This is a genomic window from Bacillus sp. FJAT-45066 (assembly GCF_002335755.1).
GTDB lineage: Bacteria > Bacillota > Bacilli > Bacillales > Bacillaceae_I > Bacillus_CD > Bacillus_CD alkalisoli.
Genome location: NZ_NISQ01000001.1, coordinates 190,865 through 208,202 on the forward strand (window position 1 = coordinate 190,865; position 17,338 = coordinate 208,202).

Consider the following 17,338-nt stretch of genomic DNA (forward strand, 5'->3'; position numbering starts at 1 on the left):
GGTGCTTTTCCCCTCGAGATGACCATGGCTTATGACTAGAGGAGCTAGCCTCCGAAGCTAGACACGCCCGCGGAAAGCGGAGCCTTGTACGGAAATCAACAGCGGTGTTATCATTCGAATAAATTGACGAAGCTCTCGAAAAAAGAGTAACATTTTTATGGGAGCTTCTGACTCTATCAAAATAAGAAGACAATTACCAGGAGGTTTTACAAGTGACAGGAGAAAAAATTACAGTAACGAATGGTGTATTAAACGTACCAAACAACCCAATCATCCCTTTCATTGAAGGTGACGGAACTGGTCCAGATATTTGGGCAGCAGCATCTCGCGTATTAGAAGCAGCTGTTGAAAAAGCATACAATGGCGAAAAGCAAATTGTTTGGAAAGAAGTATTAGCTGGTGAAAAAGCTTTCAACCAAACTGGCGAATGGTTACCTGCAGAAACTTTAGATGTAATTCGTGAGTACATAATTGGTATTAAAGGACCTTTAACTACTCCAGTTGGAGGCGGGATTCGTTCTTTAAACGTTGCACTACGTCAAGAATTAGATCTATTTACATGTCTACGTCCTGTACGTTATTTCCAAGGAGTACCTTCTCCAGTTAAACGTCCTGAAGACACAGATATGGTTATTTTCCGTGAAAACACAGAAGATATTTACGCGGGTATCGAGTATGCTAGTGGGTCAGAAGAAGTACAAAAACTTATTAGCTTCTTACAAAACGAAATGGGCGTTAACAAAATCCGTTTCCCAGAAACTTCTGGTATCGGTATTAAGCCTGTATCACAAGAAGGTACATCTCGTTTAGTACGTGCTGCAATTAACTATGCACTTGAGCATGGACGTAAGTCTTTAACTTTAGTTCATAAAGGTAATATCATGAAGTTTACAGAAGGTGCGTTCAAAAACTGGGGTTACGAACTTGCTGAGAAAGAATTCGGTGATAAAGTATTCACTTGGGCTCAATACGACCGCATTGCTGAAACTGAAGGAAAAGACGCTGCTAACAAAGCTCAAGAAACTGCAGAGGCAGAAGGTAAATTAATCGTAAAAGATTCTATCGCAGACATCTTCTTACAACAAATCTTAACTCGTCCACGTGAGTTCGATGTAGTTGCTACAATGAACTTAAATGGAGACTACATTTCTGACGCTCTTGCTGCACAAGTTGGTGGTATCGGAATTGCTCCTGGAGCAAACATTAACTACGAAACAGGTCATGCTATCTTTGAAGCTACTCATGGTACAGCTCCTAAGTATGCTGGTCTTGATAAAGTTAACCCATCTTCCGTAATCCTTTCTGGCGTGTTAATGCTTGAGCACTTAGGTTGGACAGAAGCTGCTAACTTAGTAGTAGAAGCAATGGAAAAAGCTATTTCTTCTAAAGTTGTAACTTATGACTTTGCTCGTTTAATGGACGGTGCTACAGAAGTTAAATGCTCTGAGTTCGGTGACGAATTAATTAAAAATATGTAATTACAAATAAACAATAGCTCCAGCATCTTGCTGGGGCTATTGAAAAATAAACATGTTTTTATTTTTTTAAGCATATCTTCTACTGAAATCAAGTTGGGGAGGAAATATTTATGACAATGAAGCGTAAAAAGATTTCCGTAATTGGTGCAGGTTTTACAGGTGCAACTACTGCATTTTTATTAGCACAAAAAGAACTTGGTGACGTAGTATTAGTTGATATTCCACAGTTAGAAAATCCAACAAAAGGAAAAGCTCTAGATATGCTAGAGGCTAGCCCTGTATTTGGATTTGATGCTAATATTATTGGTACATCTAATTATGAAGATACAGCAGGTTCAGATATTGTTGTTATTACTGCTGGTATTGCCCGCAAACCTGGCATGAGCCGTGACGACTTAGTTAATACAAACTCTAATATTATGAAGAGTGTTACGCGAGAAATCGTAAAGCATTCTCCTGATTGTTTTATCCTTGTATTAACAAACCCAGTGGATGCGATGACTTATACAGTATTCAAAGAGTCAGGATTCCCTAAAAACCGTGTTATTGGCCAGTCAGGGGTATTAGATACTGCACGTTTCCGTACATTTGTTTCTCAAGAATTAAATTTATCTGTTAAAGATATTACTGGTTTCGTTCTTGGTGGACATGGAGATGATATGGTTCCGTTAGTAAGATATTCTTATGCTGGGGGAATTCCTTTAGAAACATTGATTCCGAAAGACCGTCTAGACGCTATCGTAGAAAGAACGAGAAAAGGTGGCGGGGAAATTGTTAACCTTCTAGGTAATGGAAGTGCTTACTATGCTCCAGCAGCTTCTCTTGTAGAGATGTGTGAAGCGATCCTTAAAGATCAACGTCGTGTTCTTCCGTCTATAGCATACTTAGAAGGTGAGTACGGACACGATGGAATTTACCTAGGAGTTCCTACCATCTTAGGTGCTGGTGGAATTGAAAAGATTATTGAATTAGAACTTACTGAAGACGAAAAAACTGCTCTTCAAAAATCTGTTGATTCTGTTAAGAGTGTAATGAACGTTTTAGCTTAAATATAATTTAATTCGGGGATCTCTTCCCCGAATTTATTCTACTTATTTGTAAACGCTTGCATACTAATTAACTTACTATCTGTGGAGGTGCTTCACGTGTTACTAGGTAAAAAAAGAAAACTTGGTAGAAGATTGGAAGAAATTCAAGTTGGAGAAAAACTTGCATTAACAGAAAAGATTGAAGATAAAGATTTACTTCTATATCTAGGTTTAACAAACGACGCCAATCCATTATATATACAACACGACTATGCATCACAGACTCCATTCAAAAAACCTATTGTACCTAGTATAATGTTAACAGGAATTGTTACTTCAGCTGTTTCTAAATACTTACCTGGACCAGGTAGTCATGTTGTAGAACAACAATTGTCTTTCCCGAAACCTGTTTACCATTACGGGACAATTAACTATTTATTTGAAGTAACAGATGTAAATACGGACAAGCATACAATTGATCTCCATGTTTCAGCGACAAATGAAAAAGATGAAACAGTAATAAAAGGAACATTAACGGTATGCCCACCACACAAATTAGAATCAATGGAAAGCGTAACACTAGAGAACTTCTAAAAAAACGAGAAGCGGACCCAAAACTGCTTCTCGTTTTTTCTATGTACTTACATGTAATCTTCGTTTGAAAAAGAAAATTGTGTACAATTCTAAACTTGTGTAGAATGTAAATAGAAGGTTCTTTTCACAAGGTTTGTTTTACTTTATACATTCAAAGCCTTGAGTGAATTGGAGCGGAGGACACCTGACTCCTGCGGGAGATAGAGCGAAACGGGAGACCCCACAGGCGGAACGCCGTGGAGTAGGTTTTTTCACGGTAGTGAAAATAACCTTCCGCTAAGCTCCCCGCAGAAAGCAGGTGTCTGTAGCGAAAAGGAACGGGCCTCTTTATACAAATACAACAAACTTTTGAAAAGAACCATATATAAATAGATAAAATGGATGAAGGGTTCTTAAACTATTAGTGGAGGCCTTTAAATGAACAAAAAAGTATTAATTGTCGACGATGAACAGTCTATTGTTACGCTTCTTCAGTATAACTTAGAGCAAGCTGGCTACGAAGTAGTAGTTGCCAACGATGGAGCAGATGGCTTACATAAAGCAATCGAAGAAAAACCAGAACTTATAGTCTTAGATCTAATGTTACCTAAAATGGATGGCATTGAAGTTTGCAAAGAACTTAGACAACGAAAAGTAAATGTACCAATATTAATGTTAACAGCTAAAGATGACGAGTTTGACAAAGTGTTAGGATTAGAACTTGGGGCAGACGACTATATGACAAAGCCTTTTAGCCCACGTGAAGTAGTGGCACGTGTAAAAGCAATATTACGAAGGTCTCAAACAGTAGCACCTACTGAGCAAGAAGGGGAACAAGAGCATATAGAGAAAATAGTGATAGGTGACTTGAAAATTTTACCTGATCATTATGAAGCATTCTTTCAAAACGAACAACTAGAACTAACACCAAAAGAGTTTGAGTTACTTATATACTTATCCAAAAATAAAGGTCGTGTACTAACACGCGATCAGCTATTAAGTGCTGTTTGGAACTATGATTTTGCTGGTGATACACGAATTGTAGATGTACATATTAGCCATCTGCGGGAAAAAATCGAACAGGACACGAAAAAACCTGTATATATTAAAACGATAAGAGGCTTAGGATACAAGCTAGAGGAACCGAAAAAAAATGACTAAGTTCCGCTCTCGCCTTTTATTTGCTCTCATCACATTAATCGTTATCGTATTATTGTGTTTAGGGCTTCTATTAGGGCAATTGTTCAAAAGTTTTTACTTAAATACGTTTAATCAAAGACTTGAAAAAGAAACCAATTTAATTGCATTATTTATATCAAAAGAAGAATCGATCAGCCCGACTTTACAATTACAGTTGAATGATGTTAGTAAAACTCTTACAGCAAGGATTACCATTGCTGACAAAGATGGAATGGTTCTTTATGATTCAAGAAGTGCCAACCCTAATACACACCATCTTCATCAAGAATTAATATCCAGAATAGTAGCTAAATATGAGAATGAAAAGAGTTTTTATTACGAACAAGACGATGAAATGTTTTATTACGGTTCTTCTTTTGAACAAGGTAATGGTGTAGAAGGATTTGTTATTTTAAGTACTCCAGTAGATTCATTACAAAAAGTAAACCAGCAAATATGGGGACTTTTGATTGCAAGTCTAGGTACATCATTTTTCGTTATTCTACTATTAGGTGTTCGAATAACAACTCAATATACGCTTCCGATTGATTCTGCAACGAAAGTGGCAATCGAACTAGCAAAAGGAAATTATAAAGCTAGAACATATGAAGAACATCATGATGAAACAGGAATGTTAAGTCAGTCCATAAATATTTTAGCTCGGAACCTTCAAGACATTACAAAAGCGCAAGAAATGCAACAAGATAGACTTAAAACAATAATAGATAGTATGGGTAGTGGTTTAATATTAATTGATGGACGAGGCTATATTAATTTAGTTAACCAAACGTATAAAGAAACGTTCCATGTAGATCCAGTAAATTATTTGTACCGCTTATACTATGAAGCTTTTGAACATAAAGAAATCACTTCGCTTGTAGAAGAGATTTTTATGACAGAAGTAAAAGTAAGAAAACAAATTCTTCTACCGCTAGGAATAGAAAGAAAGCACTTTGAAGTTTATGGAGCCCCTATTATTGGGACGAATAATGAGTGGAAAGGTATTGTATTAGTTTTTCACGATATTACGGAAATAAAAAAATTAGAGCAAATGAGAAAAGATTTTGTTGCAAATGTTTCTCATGAATTAAAAACACCGATTACTTCAATTAAAGGTTTTTCCGAAACTCTTTTAGATGGTGCAATGAACGATAAAGACACACTAGAACACTTTTTATCCATTATTTTAAAAGAGAGTGACCGTTTGCAAACTCTTATTCAAGACTTATTAGATTTATCCAAAATGGAGAAGCAAGGGTTTCCGTTAAATATCCAAGTACTAGATATACATGAACTTTTAGAAGAAGTAATCGTTATGTTATCAGGAAAGGCTAAAAATAAGGAAATAAATTTAAATCTAGTTAAAAAAGATAGTCCGCCGTTATTTATAAAAGCAGATAGTGCAAGGTTAAAGCAGATTTTCATTAATTTAGTAAATAACGCTCTAGCTTACACAAGCATTAATGGAACGGTTTCGGTAAAAGTAACTGAAGATAGAGAGAATATAGTAGTAGAAGTTTCAGATACAGGAATTGGCATAAGTGAAGAGGAATTACCGAGAATATTTGAACGTTTTTACCGAGTGGATAAAGCAAGAAGTCGTAATTCAGGTGGAACTGGTTTAGGATTAGCGATCGTAAAACACTTGGTTGAGGCACATCACGGTCAAGTATCGGTAAGAAGTAAAGTGAATGAAGGAACAACCTTTGTTGTAAAATTATTGAAAAAAAACAAAGATTTACAATAAGTTTACAATTGTTTCATTGTCTCTTAATAATCCTTTGCTAATATAATTATTGAAAACCCCTTCATCCAAGGAGCCAATTTTCATGGCAAGGACACTTTGTGTTCTTGCCACTTTTTTTTATAACAAGTTTTCCTTTCCTTTTCGCTGCAGGCACGTGCTTTCCGCGGGGAGGGCAGCGGAAGGTTATTTTCACTATCGTGAAAAAACCTACTCCTCGGCTTCGCCTGTGGGGTCTCAGCCTTCCCTCTTCTTCCCGCAGGAGTCACGTGCCTTCCGCTACAATCCACTCTCGGTGTTAAAGTGAAAAAATTAGCTCCTTCATGAATCCCATCATCTTACTATTTCAATTATTATCCATATATTCCAATACCATTTGTTACAAAAATGAAAAAAAGTTTATTAAAATGTAAAAGAAGAGAAACTTTTGTCATATGTATTCGTATATAAGACTGGGTTAAAAAAGTTCATTTATAAAATGGATAATTTTCTGGTGTTATATTTACTATTTTTTTAGTTTAGTAAATTTCATAATTGTATTTCGTTTATTGAAAAACGAACTATTACGTATAAATATTAAATATATATAATATTGCATTTATTATAGTATTTAATGATATCAATTTTTGATTGTTCGTTTTTCGTAAAGTAGTCATGCATTATGTATGGTACTTAGTTTACTAGTAATGCCATATTACAGCATAAGAGAGAGGAGAATGAATGTTGGTTAGTTTAAAACAGATTTATACCGGTATTTTTGCATTAATATTAATTGTTGTCTTAGGTGTTTCAGCTGTTACAACTTGGTACACTGTTGACCAATCAGAACAAGCGGTAGTGTTAACGTTCGGTAAAGTAGATGAAGATATTAAGGGGGCGGGGTTACATTTTAAAATGCCTTGGCCAATCCAACGTGTAGAAATTTTATCAACTGAAACGTTCAGTTTACAGTTTGGTTATGAGGAAAAAGACGGTGTGATAGTTGAATTTCCTAAAGATACAAAAATGATAACTGGTGATGAAAACATTGTATTAGCTGATATGGTTGTTATGTGGAGAATAACAGATCCAGGAAAGTTTTTATTCCAAGCAGATAGACCTGAGCAAATCTTGTACAATGCAACGTCAGCTAGTTTAAGAAGTACGATTGGTAGTTCACAAATAGATGATGCGTTAACAAGTGGTAAAGCTGAAATTGAAGCTGATGTTTATGAGCTGTTAAAAGAGTTAATGGAGAAATATGACATTGGCATAGGTATTACAGCAGTAAAACTTCAAGATGTAGAGATTCCTAATGAAGACGTAAGAAAAGCATTTACGAATGTTACAGATGCTCGTGAAACGATGAATACGAAAATAAATGAAGCGAATCGATACCGAAATCAACGTATGAATGAAGCCGAAGGTGAAAAAGCTGCAATCATGTCCCTAGCGGAAGGCGAAAAAGCGGCTCGTGTGGAAAGAGCTCGTGGTGATGTAGCTAGATTTAACGCTCTTTATACAGAGTATGTTAACTCTCCAGAGATTACAAAGAGTCGTATTATTATAGAAACGTTAGAGGAAGTATTACCATACGCACAAATCTATATTATGAATGATGATGGAAATACGATGAAGTACTTCCCAATTCGTCAGGAAAGAGTAGATAATACTCCGAAACCACCTGCAAATCAGGAAGGGAGTGGAAACTAATGAGTGATCAAAACATTATTGATATTGAACAAAGAAAACCGAACTTCGAATGGAAAAAGTCCATACGTGGTGGTATCACCTTAGTAATTATAGCAATAGTCCTTGGATTGTTCGCAAGTAACGTCTATATCGTAAAAGAGGGCGAAATTAAAGTTGTTAGACAGTTCCAGGAGGTAATAGGTATAAAACAAGATCCGGGAATTTATGTAAAAATACCATTTATTCAAGAGGTTTCCACTCTACCAAAATATCAAATGGTTTATGATGTAGCGGAAGCGGAAATTAACACTCGAGATAAAAAGAGAATGATAATTGATAACTATGTAGTGTGGAGAATCGAAGACCCTACAAAAATGATTCAAAATGCTAGAACATTTGTAAATGCAGAAACTCGTATGTCAGAGTTTGTATTCTCTGTTTTAAGAACAGAACTAGGGAGACTTGACTATGATGAGATTATTAATGATGAAAAATCTTCCCGTGGGAGTTTAAATGACATCGTAACGGAGAGAGTCAACGAACTTTTAGAAAATGCAAACTACGGTATTGTTGTTACAGACGTACGAATTAAAAGAACAGACTTACCGGAAGAAAATGAACAGTCTGTATATACTCGTATGATTTCAGAGCGACAGTCAACAGCGCAAGAATATTTATCTATGGGTGATGCTTCCAAAACAAGTATTATTGCTAATACAGATCGTGAAGTAACGGAAATGCTTGCAAAAGCAAAAGCAGACGCCGATGAAATTAGAGCAGAAGGAGATGGGGAAGCTGCTAGAATATATAATAATGCTTTCTCAAAAGACCTAGAGTTCTACAACTTATACCGTACGCTTGAATCCTATAAAACAACAGTAAATGGAGAAACTGTAATCGTGTTACCATCAGATTCACCATATGCTCGTTTGTTACTTGGATACATGGATTAATAGTTAAAATCATTATGTCATCTTTTTCTTTCTTTTCTATTACATGATAGAATATAGGAAGAAAAGGATGGCATTTTTTTATTTCTCTATGTAAAAGCTTGTTGTAGAGTTGATTTCAATCTAGCGGTTGGATTTCCGCGCATATCGAAGACTCCTGCGGGAGAAGCGGGAAGCGTGAGACCCCACAGGCGAAGCCGAGGAGGCTCACGGCCCGCCCGCGGAAAGCGAAGATATGAGCGGAAATCAATAGCGGTGTTTAAAAAAGACTATTTTTTAGAGGAGGAATTATGATGACTAAAAATAAACTCGTTTTAATTGATGGAAATAGTATAGCGTACAGAGCATTCTTCGCCCTGCCGCTCTTAAATAATGATAAAGGAATACATACTAACGCAATTTACGGATTTACCATGATGCTCATGAGAATTATAGAGGAAGAAAAGCCGACACATATGCTAGTAGCATTTGATGCTGGAAAAACAACGTTCCGTCATAAAACGTTCGGTGAGTACAAAGGCGGCAGGCAAAAGACACCACCAGAGTTATCTGAGCAATTTCCATTCATTCGTCAATTGCTAGATGCCTATAATATTCGTCGCTATGAGCTCGAAAACTATGAAGCGGATGATATTATCGGCACGCTTTCTTTACAAGCTGAAAAAGATGGATTAGAAGTGAAAGTTATTTCTGGCGATAAAGATCTAACACAACTAGCTTCTAAAAATGTAACAGTAGACATTACACGAAAAGGAATCACAGATGTGGATTCCTACACACCAGAGTTTATTACGGAAAAGTATGGCATTTCAGTTGATCAGATCATCGATATGAAAGGACTCATGGGAGACTCTTCCGATAATATTCCAGGTGTCCCTGGTGTTGGAGAAAAAACGGCGATTAAATTATTGAAAGAGTTTGGGACAATTGAGACTCTGCTGGAATCGATTGATAAAGTAAGTGGGAAAAAGCTGAAAGAAAAATTAGAAGAAAACAAAGAACAAGCTATTATGAGTAAAGAGCTTGCAACTATTTTAAGGGAAGCACCAATAGAAGTTACTGTTCCCGATACATCTTATGATGGCTTTGATGTACAAAAAGTAAAAGAAATGTTTAAAGAATTAGGATTTAACTCGTTACTTGAGAAACTAGGAGAAGACGTTTCGGAAGAACAAGAAGAATTAAAAGATATTACATATGAGATTTTGGAAGAAATAAGAGAAGACCATTTTGCAAACGAAAACTTCTTGTTAGTGGAAGTATTAGAAGAAAACTACCACCAAGCAGATATTCAAGGAATTGCTCTTGTAAATGAAAAAGGAAACTTCTTCATTCCTACAAAAGATGCATTAAAATCAAATGTGTTTAAAGAGTTTGCTGAAAATGAAAAACAAAGAAAAACAGTATTTGATGCGAAAAGAGCCATCGTTTCATTAAGTTGGAATGGGATAGAGCTAAATGGAATTGATTTTGATTTAATTATCGCAGCATACATTGTTAATCCGGCTGAAAGCTCTGCAGATTTAGCTGAAATTGCTAAGAAAAAAGGCTATGCCCAAGTACAGGCAGATGAGGCTGTTTACGGAAAAGGAGCTAAACAAAAAGTTCCAGCACAAGACGTTTTAGCAGACCATCTAATGCGAAAAGCTCTTGCACTCGAAGGATTAAAAGAAGATTACATCCAAGAATTAAAAAATAACGAACAGTTATCGTTGTTTGAAGAATTAGAAATGCCGTTATCATTAGTTTTAGCAGAAATGGAAGCTACGGGTATTAAAGTAGATAAGGGTCGCTTAAAAGACATGGGAGACAACCTGTCTTCCCAGCTTAAAACAATCGAAGAGAAAATTTTTGAGTTAGCGGGAGAAAAATTTAATATTAATTCTCCTAAACAACTTGGTGTTGTACTATTTGAAAATTTAGGTTTACCACCAGTTAAGAAAACGAAAACAGGTTACTCTACGTCTGCTGACATTTTGGAAAAGCTAGCTGATAAACATGAAATTGTAGAACAAATCCTACATTATCGCCAATTATCGAAATTAAAATCTACTTATATAGAAGGATTATTAAAAGTAATTCACACAGATACAAACCGAGTGCATACAAGATTTAATCAAGCATTAACACAAACTGGACGTTTAAGCTCGACAGATCCAAACTTACAAAACATTCCAATTCGTTTAGAAGAAGGAAGAAGAATACGTGAAGCGTTTGTACCTAGTGAGGCTGGGTGGGTTATTTTTGCAGCAGACTACTCCCAAATCGAACTTCGTGTATTAGCTCATATTGCAAAAGACGAAAAACTTATCGAAGCGTTTAAAGAGGATCATGACATTCATACGAAAACCGCGATGGACGTTTTCCACGTGAGTGAGGAAGAAGTAACATCTAATATGCGTCGACAAGCAAAAGCAGTTAACTTTGGTATTGTGTATGGAATAAGTGATTATGGGTTATCCCAAAGTTTAAATATTACACGTAAAGATGCAAAAACGTTTATCGACCGCTACCTAGAAAGCTTCCCAGGTGTAAAAGAATATATGGATGAAATTATTCGTGATGCAAAAGACAAAGGCTATGTTAAAACACTGCTTCATAGAAGACGTTATTTACCTGAGATTACAAGTAGTAATTTCAACATTCGAAGCTTTGCAGAGAGAACGGCAATGAACACACCTATTCAAGGGAGCGCCGCTGATATTATTAAAAAAGCAATGATAGAAATGGCAAAGCGTTTAGAAAAAGAGGGATTAAAAGCACGTCTTCTTCTGCAAGTGCATGATGAATTAGTATTTGAAGTACCTGAGGATGAAATAGAAGTGATGAAAAAAATAGTTCCAGAAATAATGGAACAAGCAGTTGAACTTGAAGTGCCACTTAAAGTTGATTATTCATATGGCTCCACATGGTTTGACGCTAAGTAAAGAATAATAGTAGGTGAGATAAATGCCAGAACTACCAGAAGTAGAAACGGTCAGAAGAACGTTAGAGCAATTAGTAACAGGAAAAACAATAAGCTTTGTCACTGTACATTGGCCCAAGATGGTTAAACATCCTGATGATGTACACCTTTTCTTACAGCTTTTACAAGGACAAACGATTCAAGAAGTAAAAAGAAGAGGGAAATTCTTATTATTTTATTTAACGGACTATTGTATGATTTCCCACCTAAGGATGGAAGGGAAGTATGGGCTTTATCCAAAAGAAGAACCAGTAAGTAAACATACACATGTCATTTTTCACTTCATAGATGATATGGAACTTAGGTACCAAGATGTTCGGAAGTTTGGAACGTTCCACCTCTATCCTAAGGGATCGGAGTTTCAACAAAAACCACTAGTCACATTAGGACCAGAACCGTTAGAAGATATGTTTACGTTAGAATTATTAAAAGAACGCTTAAAAAAGACGAATCGTAATATAAAAGCAGCGTTATTAGATCAATCTGTTCTAGTTGGACTTGGTAACATCTACGTAGATGAAGCACTGTTTCGTTCAGGCATCCATCCAACAAGGCTAGTATCTTCTTTATCGGAAGACGATCTAAAAAAGCTACATAGTGAAATTGTAGCTACTTTAAGAGAAGCAGTTGTTAAAGGTGGTAGTACAGTAAGGTCATACGTAAACTCACAAGGACAAATTGGAATGTTTCAATTAGAACTTTTCGTATATAGTCGTGCTGGCGAACCATGCAAAAAATGTGGAACTTTGATTGAAAAGTCAGTCGTTGCAGGTAGAGGAACACATACTTGTCGAAAGTGCCAAGCTGAATAATAAAACCGATATACGTTAGTAACACATCGGATGGGCTCCTGCCATATACTATTTTAGTGTTAGGTAGGGAGGAGCTCGATATGGTTCAATATATCTCGCTTTTACTTTTAGCTTTTGCAGTAAGTTTAGACAGCTTTAGTGTTGGCTTAACATATGGCTTAAGAAAAATGAGAATGCCATTAAAATCTTTAGCAATCATTGCCACGTGTTCTGCGATGGCTCTTTTACTAGCCATGTTTGTCGGTACTCTTATTACTAATTTTCTGTCTCCTAAAGTAGCAGAAACTATTGGAGGCTCTATTTTAGTTCTACTTGGAATGTGGGTACTATATCAGTTTTTCCGCTCAAGCCAACAAAAGGACGAAGTTTGTGTTGGAGAGAAAATGATCTTAAATCTGGAAATTAAGTCATTAGGTGTTGTAATAAATATCTTAAGAAAGCCAACAGAAGCCGATTTTGATAAGTCTGGTTCCATTACTGGGCTAGAAGCATTTTTCCTTGGAGTAGCACTTTCATTAGATGCATTCGGAGCAGGAATTGGTGCTGCATTGTTAGGCTTTTCTCCAATTATCATGGCACTTAGTGTTGCATTAATGAGTTCGCTTTTTGTTATTTCTGGTATTAGAATTGGGCAAATATTCTCAAACATAAGTTGGGTACAAAAATTTGCCTTTTTACCAGGCGTGTTATTAATTGTAATAGGGGTAATTAAACTTTAAAGGCTGATACTTTTATCAGTCTTTAATTTTAGTAGGGGGGGGTCAAGTATGGCTAAAATCATTGGTCTAACTGGTGGAATCGCAAGTGGAAAAAGTACTGTAGCTAATATGATGCGCAATGTTGGTATACCGATTGTGGATGCTGACATAGTAGCAAGAGAAGTAGTGGACATTGGCAAACCAGCTTATAGGCAAATTGTAGAAGTCTTTGGAAAAAGCATTTTATATGAAGATGGTTCCATTAATCGGCCTGCGTTAGGGAATATTATTTTCCACCAAGAAGAAAGAAGAAAAAAGTTAAATGAAATTGTTCATCCTGCAGTTAGAACAAAAATGAAAGAAGATGCTGCCAATTACATAAAAGAAGGTCATCCTTTAGTTGTAATGGATATACCATTGTTATTTGAAAGTAAGTTAACACATTTAGTAGAAAAAACTTTACTCGTATATGTAGATGAATCAACACAATTAGAAAGATTAATGGAGCGTAACCTTCTAAGTAAAGAAGATGCTATAGCTAGAATAAAATCACAATTACCACTAAAAGAAAAAATAAAATTAGCGGATGAAGTAATCAACAACAACGGCTCTATCGCCGAAACAGAAGCCCAACTACAAGATTTATTAGAAAGACTTTGTAAGTGAAAATTATTATAAGATATTATTTTGTTGATGTCCGCTGTAGGCGCGAGATCCTCGAAAATGCTATCGCATTTCCTTCGTGCGATGCATCGCTCGCGTAGCCTTCCTTGTCCTGCGGGAAAAGCGTGTTAAGTGAGACCCCACAGGCGCTATGCGCCGAGGAGGCTCACGAGACCGCCCGCGGAAAGCGAGTGCCTACAGCGGACATCAACAGTTTATATTACAAAAAAAATCTGAACATAAATTCCCGCTGTTTTTTTAATTTTTTCATGACACGAAAAATCAAATATGTTATACTAATTGTAGATTATCAGATTAAAAGTATAACATAATGGTGAAAAGGGGAATTGTTTATGAAGGCAAAGGTTGCAATTAATGGATTCGGAAGAATCGGAAGAATGGTATTTAGAAGGGCTATCCTAGAAGGAAATATGAATATCGTTGCAATCAATGCGAGCTATCCTGCAGAAACATTAGCTCACTTAATTAAGTATGACACAAATCATGGTCGTTTTGACGGAGAAATTATTCCTCAAGATAACGCATTAATTGTAAATGGTCATACTATTCAATTATTAAACAACCGTAATCCAGAGGAATTACCTTGGAAAGAGTTAAACATAGATATCGTTATTGAAGCTACTGGAAAGTTTAATTCACGCGAAAAAGCAGCTTTACACTTAAACGCTGGAGCGAAAAAAGTAATCTTAACTGCACCAGGGAAAAACGAAGATGTAACAATTGTTATGGGAGTTAATGAAGGTGAATTAGACATTGAAAACCATGATGTAATTTCTAACGCTTCTTGTACTACAAACTGTTTAGCACCAGTTGTAAAAGTGTTAGACGATCAATTCGGAATCGTAAACGGTTTAATGACAACTGTTCATGCATATACTAACGATCAAAATAATATCGATAATCCTCATAAAGATTTACGACGTGCTAGATCTTGCGCTCAATCCATCATTCCAACATCAACTGGAGCAGCAAAAGCATTATCATTAGTATTACCTCACTTAAAAGGTAAATTACATGGAATGGCTTTACGTGTACCTACACCAAATGTATCTTTAGTTGACCTTGTTGTAGATTTAAAGCAATCGGTCACAGTGGATCAAATTAACGAAGCATTTGAAACAGCAGCACGCGGTTCACTAAATGGTGTAGTAGATATTACGATGGAACCATTAGTATCTATTGACTTTAATACAAACCCTAATTCCGCAATCGTTGATGGGTTATCAACAATCGTTATGGAAGAAAATAAAGTAAAAGTATTAGCTTGGTATGATAACGAGTGGGGCTACTCTTGCCGCGTAGTAGACTTAGTAAACTACGTTGCACAAAAAATGTTTCAAAAAGAAGCAGTAACAAATTAATTTGAATAACAATTTGTAAGCGGTTAACTTTCTGTTAACCGCTATTTTAATTTCATTAAATCTTTTTTATAAATCTATTTTAGTGATATTTCTAGGAATTCTTAGTTCTTTGTGAAATCTTTTAAAAATAACTTTAAATTAGTTGCTGTACGCTGTAGGAGCGAGATCCTCGAAAATGCTATCGCATTTCCTTCGTGCGATGAATCGCTCCCGTAGCATTCCTTTTCCTGCGGGAAAAGTGCGTCAAGGGAGACCCCACAGGCGCTTGCGCCGAGGAGGCTCCCGAGACCACCCGCGGAAAGTGAGCACCTACAGCGTACAGCAACGATTTGTACCCAATTCCAAAATCCGTATATAAAGAATATTTTAAAATAAAATATACCAAACTACATAGATTGACCACTTTTCTATAAAAATATACCCTTTAACAAAAATAAATGTAAAAAGTTTATTGCAAAACGAAATAAAAGAAAGTATACTATGATTCGTGAACTTCTTGAAAGGCTAATGTGGCTACTTAAAGGGTTAGGACCTCTCTGGACTAACTTTCCCCCGTGGTAGTTAAGACATTAATAGCAGTTAACATTGAGAGAAATTCATGTATCCAACAATAATAGTTAAAGGGGGAACGTGAGATGGAAACTGTAGGTCGTCACGTTATATCAGAATTATGGGGTTGCGATTTTGACAAGCTAAATGATATGGAATTTGTGGAAAAAACATTTGTTGATGCTGCGCTTAAATCAGGTGCAGAAATTCGTGAGGTAGCATTCCATAAATTTGCACCACAAGGAGTTAGCGGAGTTGTTATTATCTCTGAGTCACATTTAACAATTCATAGCTTCCCTGAACACGGCTATGCAAGCATCGACGTTTATACATGTGGACATTTAGATCCAAATGTTGCTGCAGACTACATTGCTGAAGCACTTAACGCTCAAACACGTGAAACAATTGAACTTCCACGTGGTATGGGACCAGTTCAAGTAAAGAAAGCAAAAGCACTTTAAAATAATACGTAAATCGAGTAAAATGAGAAGAGGTGTACATGTACACCTCTTTTTCTAATGGTAAAAAAAATTCAGTTTTACATAGAGAATAGAACTTCCATAAAGGGGTTGTCAACATAATGGCACTAATACAAAACGTAAAAACATTTTTCTCTACACACGCAGAAACAAGAGAAAATCACATGGACAAACAATTAAAAAGTCGGTATTACAAAATAACAAACAAAAATGCTCTAAAAGCAGTTAAAGAAGTTGTTGAAAAAACAAATGGTTACACCGTTAAATCAGTTTCAGAAGAACATGGCGAAATAGCTGTATCCATTAATAACGGGAAGAAAGCTTTTATGATTATTACGGTAATTTCTGTACGTGCATTTGAAACAGCAGTAGATTTCTCTGTTTCAACAGAAACTTCATTACCTTTTGACTTTGGATTTAGCAAAAAACAAATTGTACATATGTACGAAAAGCTTGACAAATCTTTAACATTTATAGGATCTGGATTAAACGATTAGACGACACGGGAGTTGATGAAAAGATGAAATGTCCATCTTGCCAACATAACGGCACAAGAGTATTAGATTCACGCCCTGTAGAAGAAGGGCGTTCTATTCGTAGAAGAAGAGAATGTGAAGAGTGCCTATACCGTTTTACAACATTTGAAAAAGTAGAAGAAATGCCGTTAATCGTTGTAAAAAAAGAAGGAATACGAGAAGAATTTAGCAGAGAAAAAGTACTTCGAGGACTTATACGTGCATGCGAAAAACGCCCAGTTGCACTTAAACAACTAGAGGATATCGTAATGAATGTAGAAAAAGACCTTCGTAACATCGGTGTATCCGAAGTAAATAGTAATACAATTGGAGAAATGGTAATGGACAGACTAGCAACCATCGATGAAATTGCTTACGTGCGCTTTGCTTCTGTTTATAGACAATTTAAAGATATAAATGTATTCCTTGATGAACTAAAAGAACTGATAGAGCGAGAAAGAAAATAAGAACAAAAAAATTAACTGACTAACAAGGATTCGTATAACTAAAAAGTAATGAAATTATTTAAAGTGCCGGTTTTGTGGACGACTCCTGCGGGAGAGGGCAGGCTGGTGAGATCCCGCAGAGCCATTGGCTCGAGGAGGCTCACCGCCTCCCCCGCGGAAAGCGGCCATAAAACCGGCACGGTCTT

The 17,338-nt window shown here is 36.2% G+C and carries 15 protein-coding genes; all 15 read left to right on the forward strand.

The window, feature by feature from the left end; genetic code table 11:
* Positions 1-212 precede the first annotated feature (212 nt).
* The 15 genes from icd to nrdR all read left to right on the forward strand — a co-directional run bounded on the left by icd (position 213) and on the right by nrdR (position 17,153).
* Complete coding sequence (gene icd / locus CDZ92_RS00955) at positions 213-1,478, forward strand: NADP-dependent isocitrate dehydrogenase (protein WP_096153010.1); 1,266 nt, start codon at positions 213-215, stop codon at positions 1,476-1,478.
* 110 nt (positions 1,479-1,588) lie between these two features.
* Positions 1,589-2,527, forward strand: a complete 939-nt coding sequence (gene mdh / locus CDZ92_RS00960; protein WP_096153011.1) for a malate dehydrogenase — start codon at positions 1,589-1,591, stop codon at positions 2,525-2,527.
* Positions 2,528-2,623: 96 nt separating this feature from the next.
* The gene (locus tag CDZ92_RS00965; RefSeq protein WP_096153012.1) at positions 2,624-3,100 is read left to right on the forward strand and encodes a MaoC/PaaZ C-terminal domain-containing protein; all 477 of its coding nucleotides are present in this window, start codon (positions 2,624-2,626) and stop codon (positions 3,098-3,100) included.
* A gap of 417 nt (positions 3,101-3,517) precedes the next feature.
* Positions 3,518-4,240: a response regulator transcription factor gene (locus CDZ92_RS00970; protein WP_096153013.1), complete on the forward strand. Its 723-nt coding sequence runs from the start codon at positions 3,518-3,520 to the stop codon at positions 4,238-4,240.
* Positions 4,233-6,005, forward strand: a complete 1,773-nt coding sequence (gene pnpS, locus CDZ92_RS00975; protein ID WP_096153014.1) for a two-component system histidine kinase PnpS — start codon at positions 4,233-4,235, stop codon at positions 6,003-6,005. The genes CDZ92_RS00970 and pnpS overlap by 8 nt, the downstream gene beginning before the upstream one ends.
* A gap of 717 nt (positions 6,006-6,722) precedes the next feature.
* Entirely contained in the window at positions 6,723-7,694 is a 972-nt protein-coding gene (gene hflK / locus CDZ92_RS00980; RefSeq protein WP_176483678.1) for an FtsH protease activity modulator HflK, read from the forward strand.
* The gene (hflC, locus tag CDZ92_RS00985; RefSeq protein ID WP_096153016.1) at positions 7,694-8,626 is read left to right on the forward strand and encodes a protease modulator HflC; all 933 of its coding nucleotides are present in this window, start codon (positions 7,694-7,696) and stop codon (positions 8,624-8,626) included. The genes hflK and hflC overlap by 1 nt, the downstream gene beginning before the upstream one ends.
* Before the next feature lie 290 nt (positions 8,627-8,916).
* Positions 8,917-11,550 carry a DNA polymerase I gene (gene polA, locus CDZ92_RS00990; RefSeq protein ID WP_096153017.1) on the forward strand — a complete coding sequence of 878 codons (2,634 nt, stop codon included), beginning with the start codon at positions 8,917-8,919 and terminating at the stop codon, positions 11,548-11,550.
* Positions 11,551-11,572: 22 nt separating this feature from the next.
* The gene (gene mutM / locus CDZ92_RS00995; RefSeq protein ID WP_096153019.1) at positions 11,573-12,400 is read left to right on the forward strand and encodes a DNA-formamidopyrimidine glycosylase; all 828 of its coding nucleotides are present in this window, start codon (positions 11,573-11,575) and stop codon (positions 12,398-12,400) included.
* 80 nt (positions 12,401-12,480) lie between these two features.
* Positions 12,481-13,119: a sporulation membrane protein YtaF gene (gene ytaF, locus CDZ92_RS01000; RefSeq protein ID WP_096153021.1), complete on the forward strand. Its 639-nt coding sequence runs from the start codon at positions 12,481-12,483 to the stop codon at positions 13,117-13,119.
* 48 nt (positions 13,120-13,167) lie between these two features.
* Complete coding sequence (gene coaE / locus CDZ92_RS01005) at positions 13,168-13,764, forward strand: dephospho-CoA kinase (protein ID WP_096153022.1); 597 nt, start codon at positions 13,168-13,170, stop codon at positions 13,762-13,764.
* 350 nt (positions 13,765-14,114) lie between these two features.
* Complete coding sequence (locus CDZ92_RS01010; protein ID WP_096153024.1) at positions 14,115-15,143, forward strand: glyceraldehyde-3-phosphate dehydrogenase; 1,029 nt, start codon at positions 14,115-14,117, stop codon at positions 15,141-15,143.
* A 635-nt stretch (positions 15,144-15,778) separates the two neighbouring features.
* A complete protein-coding gene (gene speD / locus CDZ92_RS01015) occupies positions 15,779-16,153 on the forward strand; it encodes an adenosylmethionine decarboxylase (RefSeq protein ID WP_096153026.1) in 375 nt (124 codons plus the stop codon).
* Between the two features lie 119 nt (positions 16,154-16,272).
* Entirely contained in the window at positions 16,273-16,668 is a 396-nt protein-coding gene (locus tag CDZ92_RS01020) for a cytosolic protein (protein ID WP_096153027.1), read from the forward strand.
* Positions 16,669-16,691: 23 nt separating this feature from the next.
* The gene (gene nrdR / locus CDZ92_RS01025; protein WP_096153030.1) at positions 16,692-17,153 is read left to right on the forward strand and encodes a transcriptional regulator NrdR; all 462 of its coding nucleotides are present in this window, start codon (positions 16,692-16,694) and stop codon (positions 17,151-17,153) included.
* The last annotated feature ends 185 nt before the right edge of the window (positions 17,154-17,338 follow it).

Bases quoted from the DNA above. Each gene is read 5' to 3' on its own strand.
- CDZ92_RS01010 (WP_096153024.1), top strand. From the start codon at position 14,115: ATGAAGGCAAAGGTTGCAATTAATGGATTCGGAAGAATCGGAAGAATG.
- mutM (WP_096153019.1), top strand. From the start codon at position 11,573: ATGCCAGAACTACCAGAAGTAGAAACGGTCAGAAGAACGTTAGAGCAA.
- coaE (WP_096153022.1), top strand. From the start codon at position 13,168: ATGGCTAAAATCATTGGTCTAACTGGTGGAATCGCAAGTGGAAAAAGT.
- pnpS (WP_096153014.1), top strand. From the start codon at position 4,233: ATGACTAAGTTCCGCTCTCGCCTTTTATTTGCTCTCATCACATTAATC.
- mdh (WP_096153011.1), top strand. From the start codon at position 1,589: ATGACAATGAAGCGTAAAAAGATTTCCGTAATTGGTGCAGGTTTTACA.
- polA (WP_096153017.1), top strand. From the start codon at position 8,917: ATGACTAAAAATAAACTCGTTTTAATTGATGGAAATAGTATAGCGTAC.
- nrdR (WP_096153030.1), top strand. From the start codon at position 16,692: ATGAAATGTCCATCTTGCCAACATAACGGCACAAGAGTATTAGATTCA.
- speD (WP_096153026.1), top strand. From the start codon at position 15,779: ATGGAAACTGTAGGTCGTCACGTTATATCAGAATTATGGGGTTGCGAT.
- hflC (WP_096153016.1), top strand. From the start codon at position 7,694: ATGAGTGATCAAAACATTATTGATATTGAACAAAGAAAACCGAACTTC.
- CDZ92_RS01020 (WP_096153027.1), top strand. From the start codon at position 16,273: ATGGCACTAATACAAAACGTAAAAACATTTTTCTCTACACACGCAGAA.
- ytaF (WP_096153021.1), top strand. From the start codon at position 12,481: ATGGTTCAATATATCTCGCTTTTACTTTTAGCTTTTGCAGTAAGTTTA.
- hflK (WP_176483678.1), top strand. From the start codon at position 6,723: ATGTTGGTTAGTTTAAAACAGATTTATACCGGTATTTTTGCATTAATA.
- CDZ92_RS00970 (WP_096153013.1), top strand. From the start codon at position 3,518: ATGAACAAAAAAGTATTAATTGTCGACGATGAACAGTCTATTGTTACG.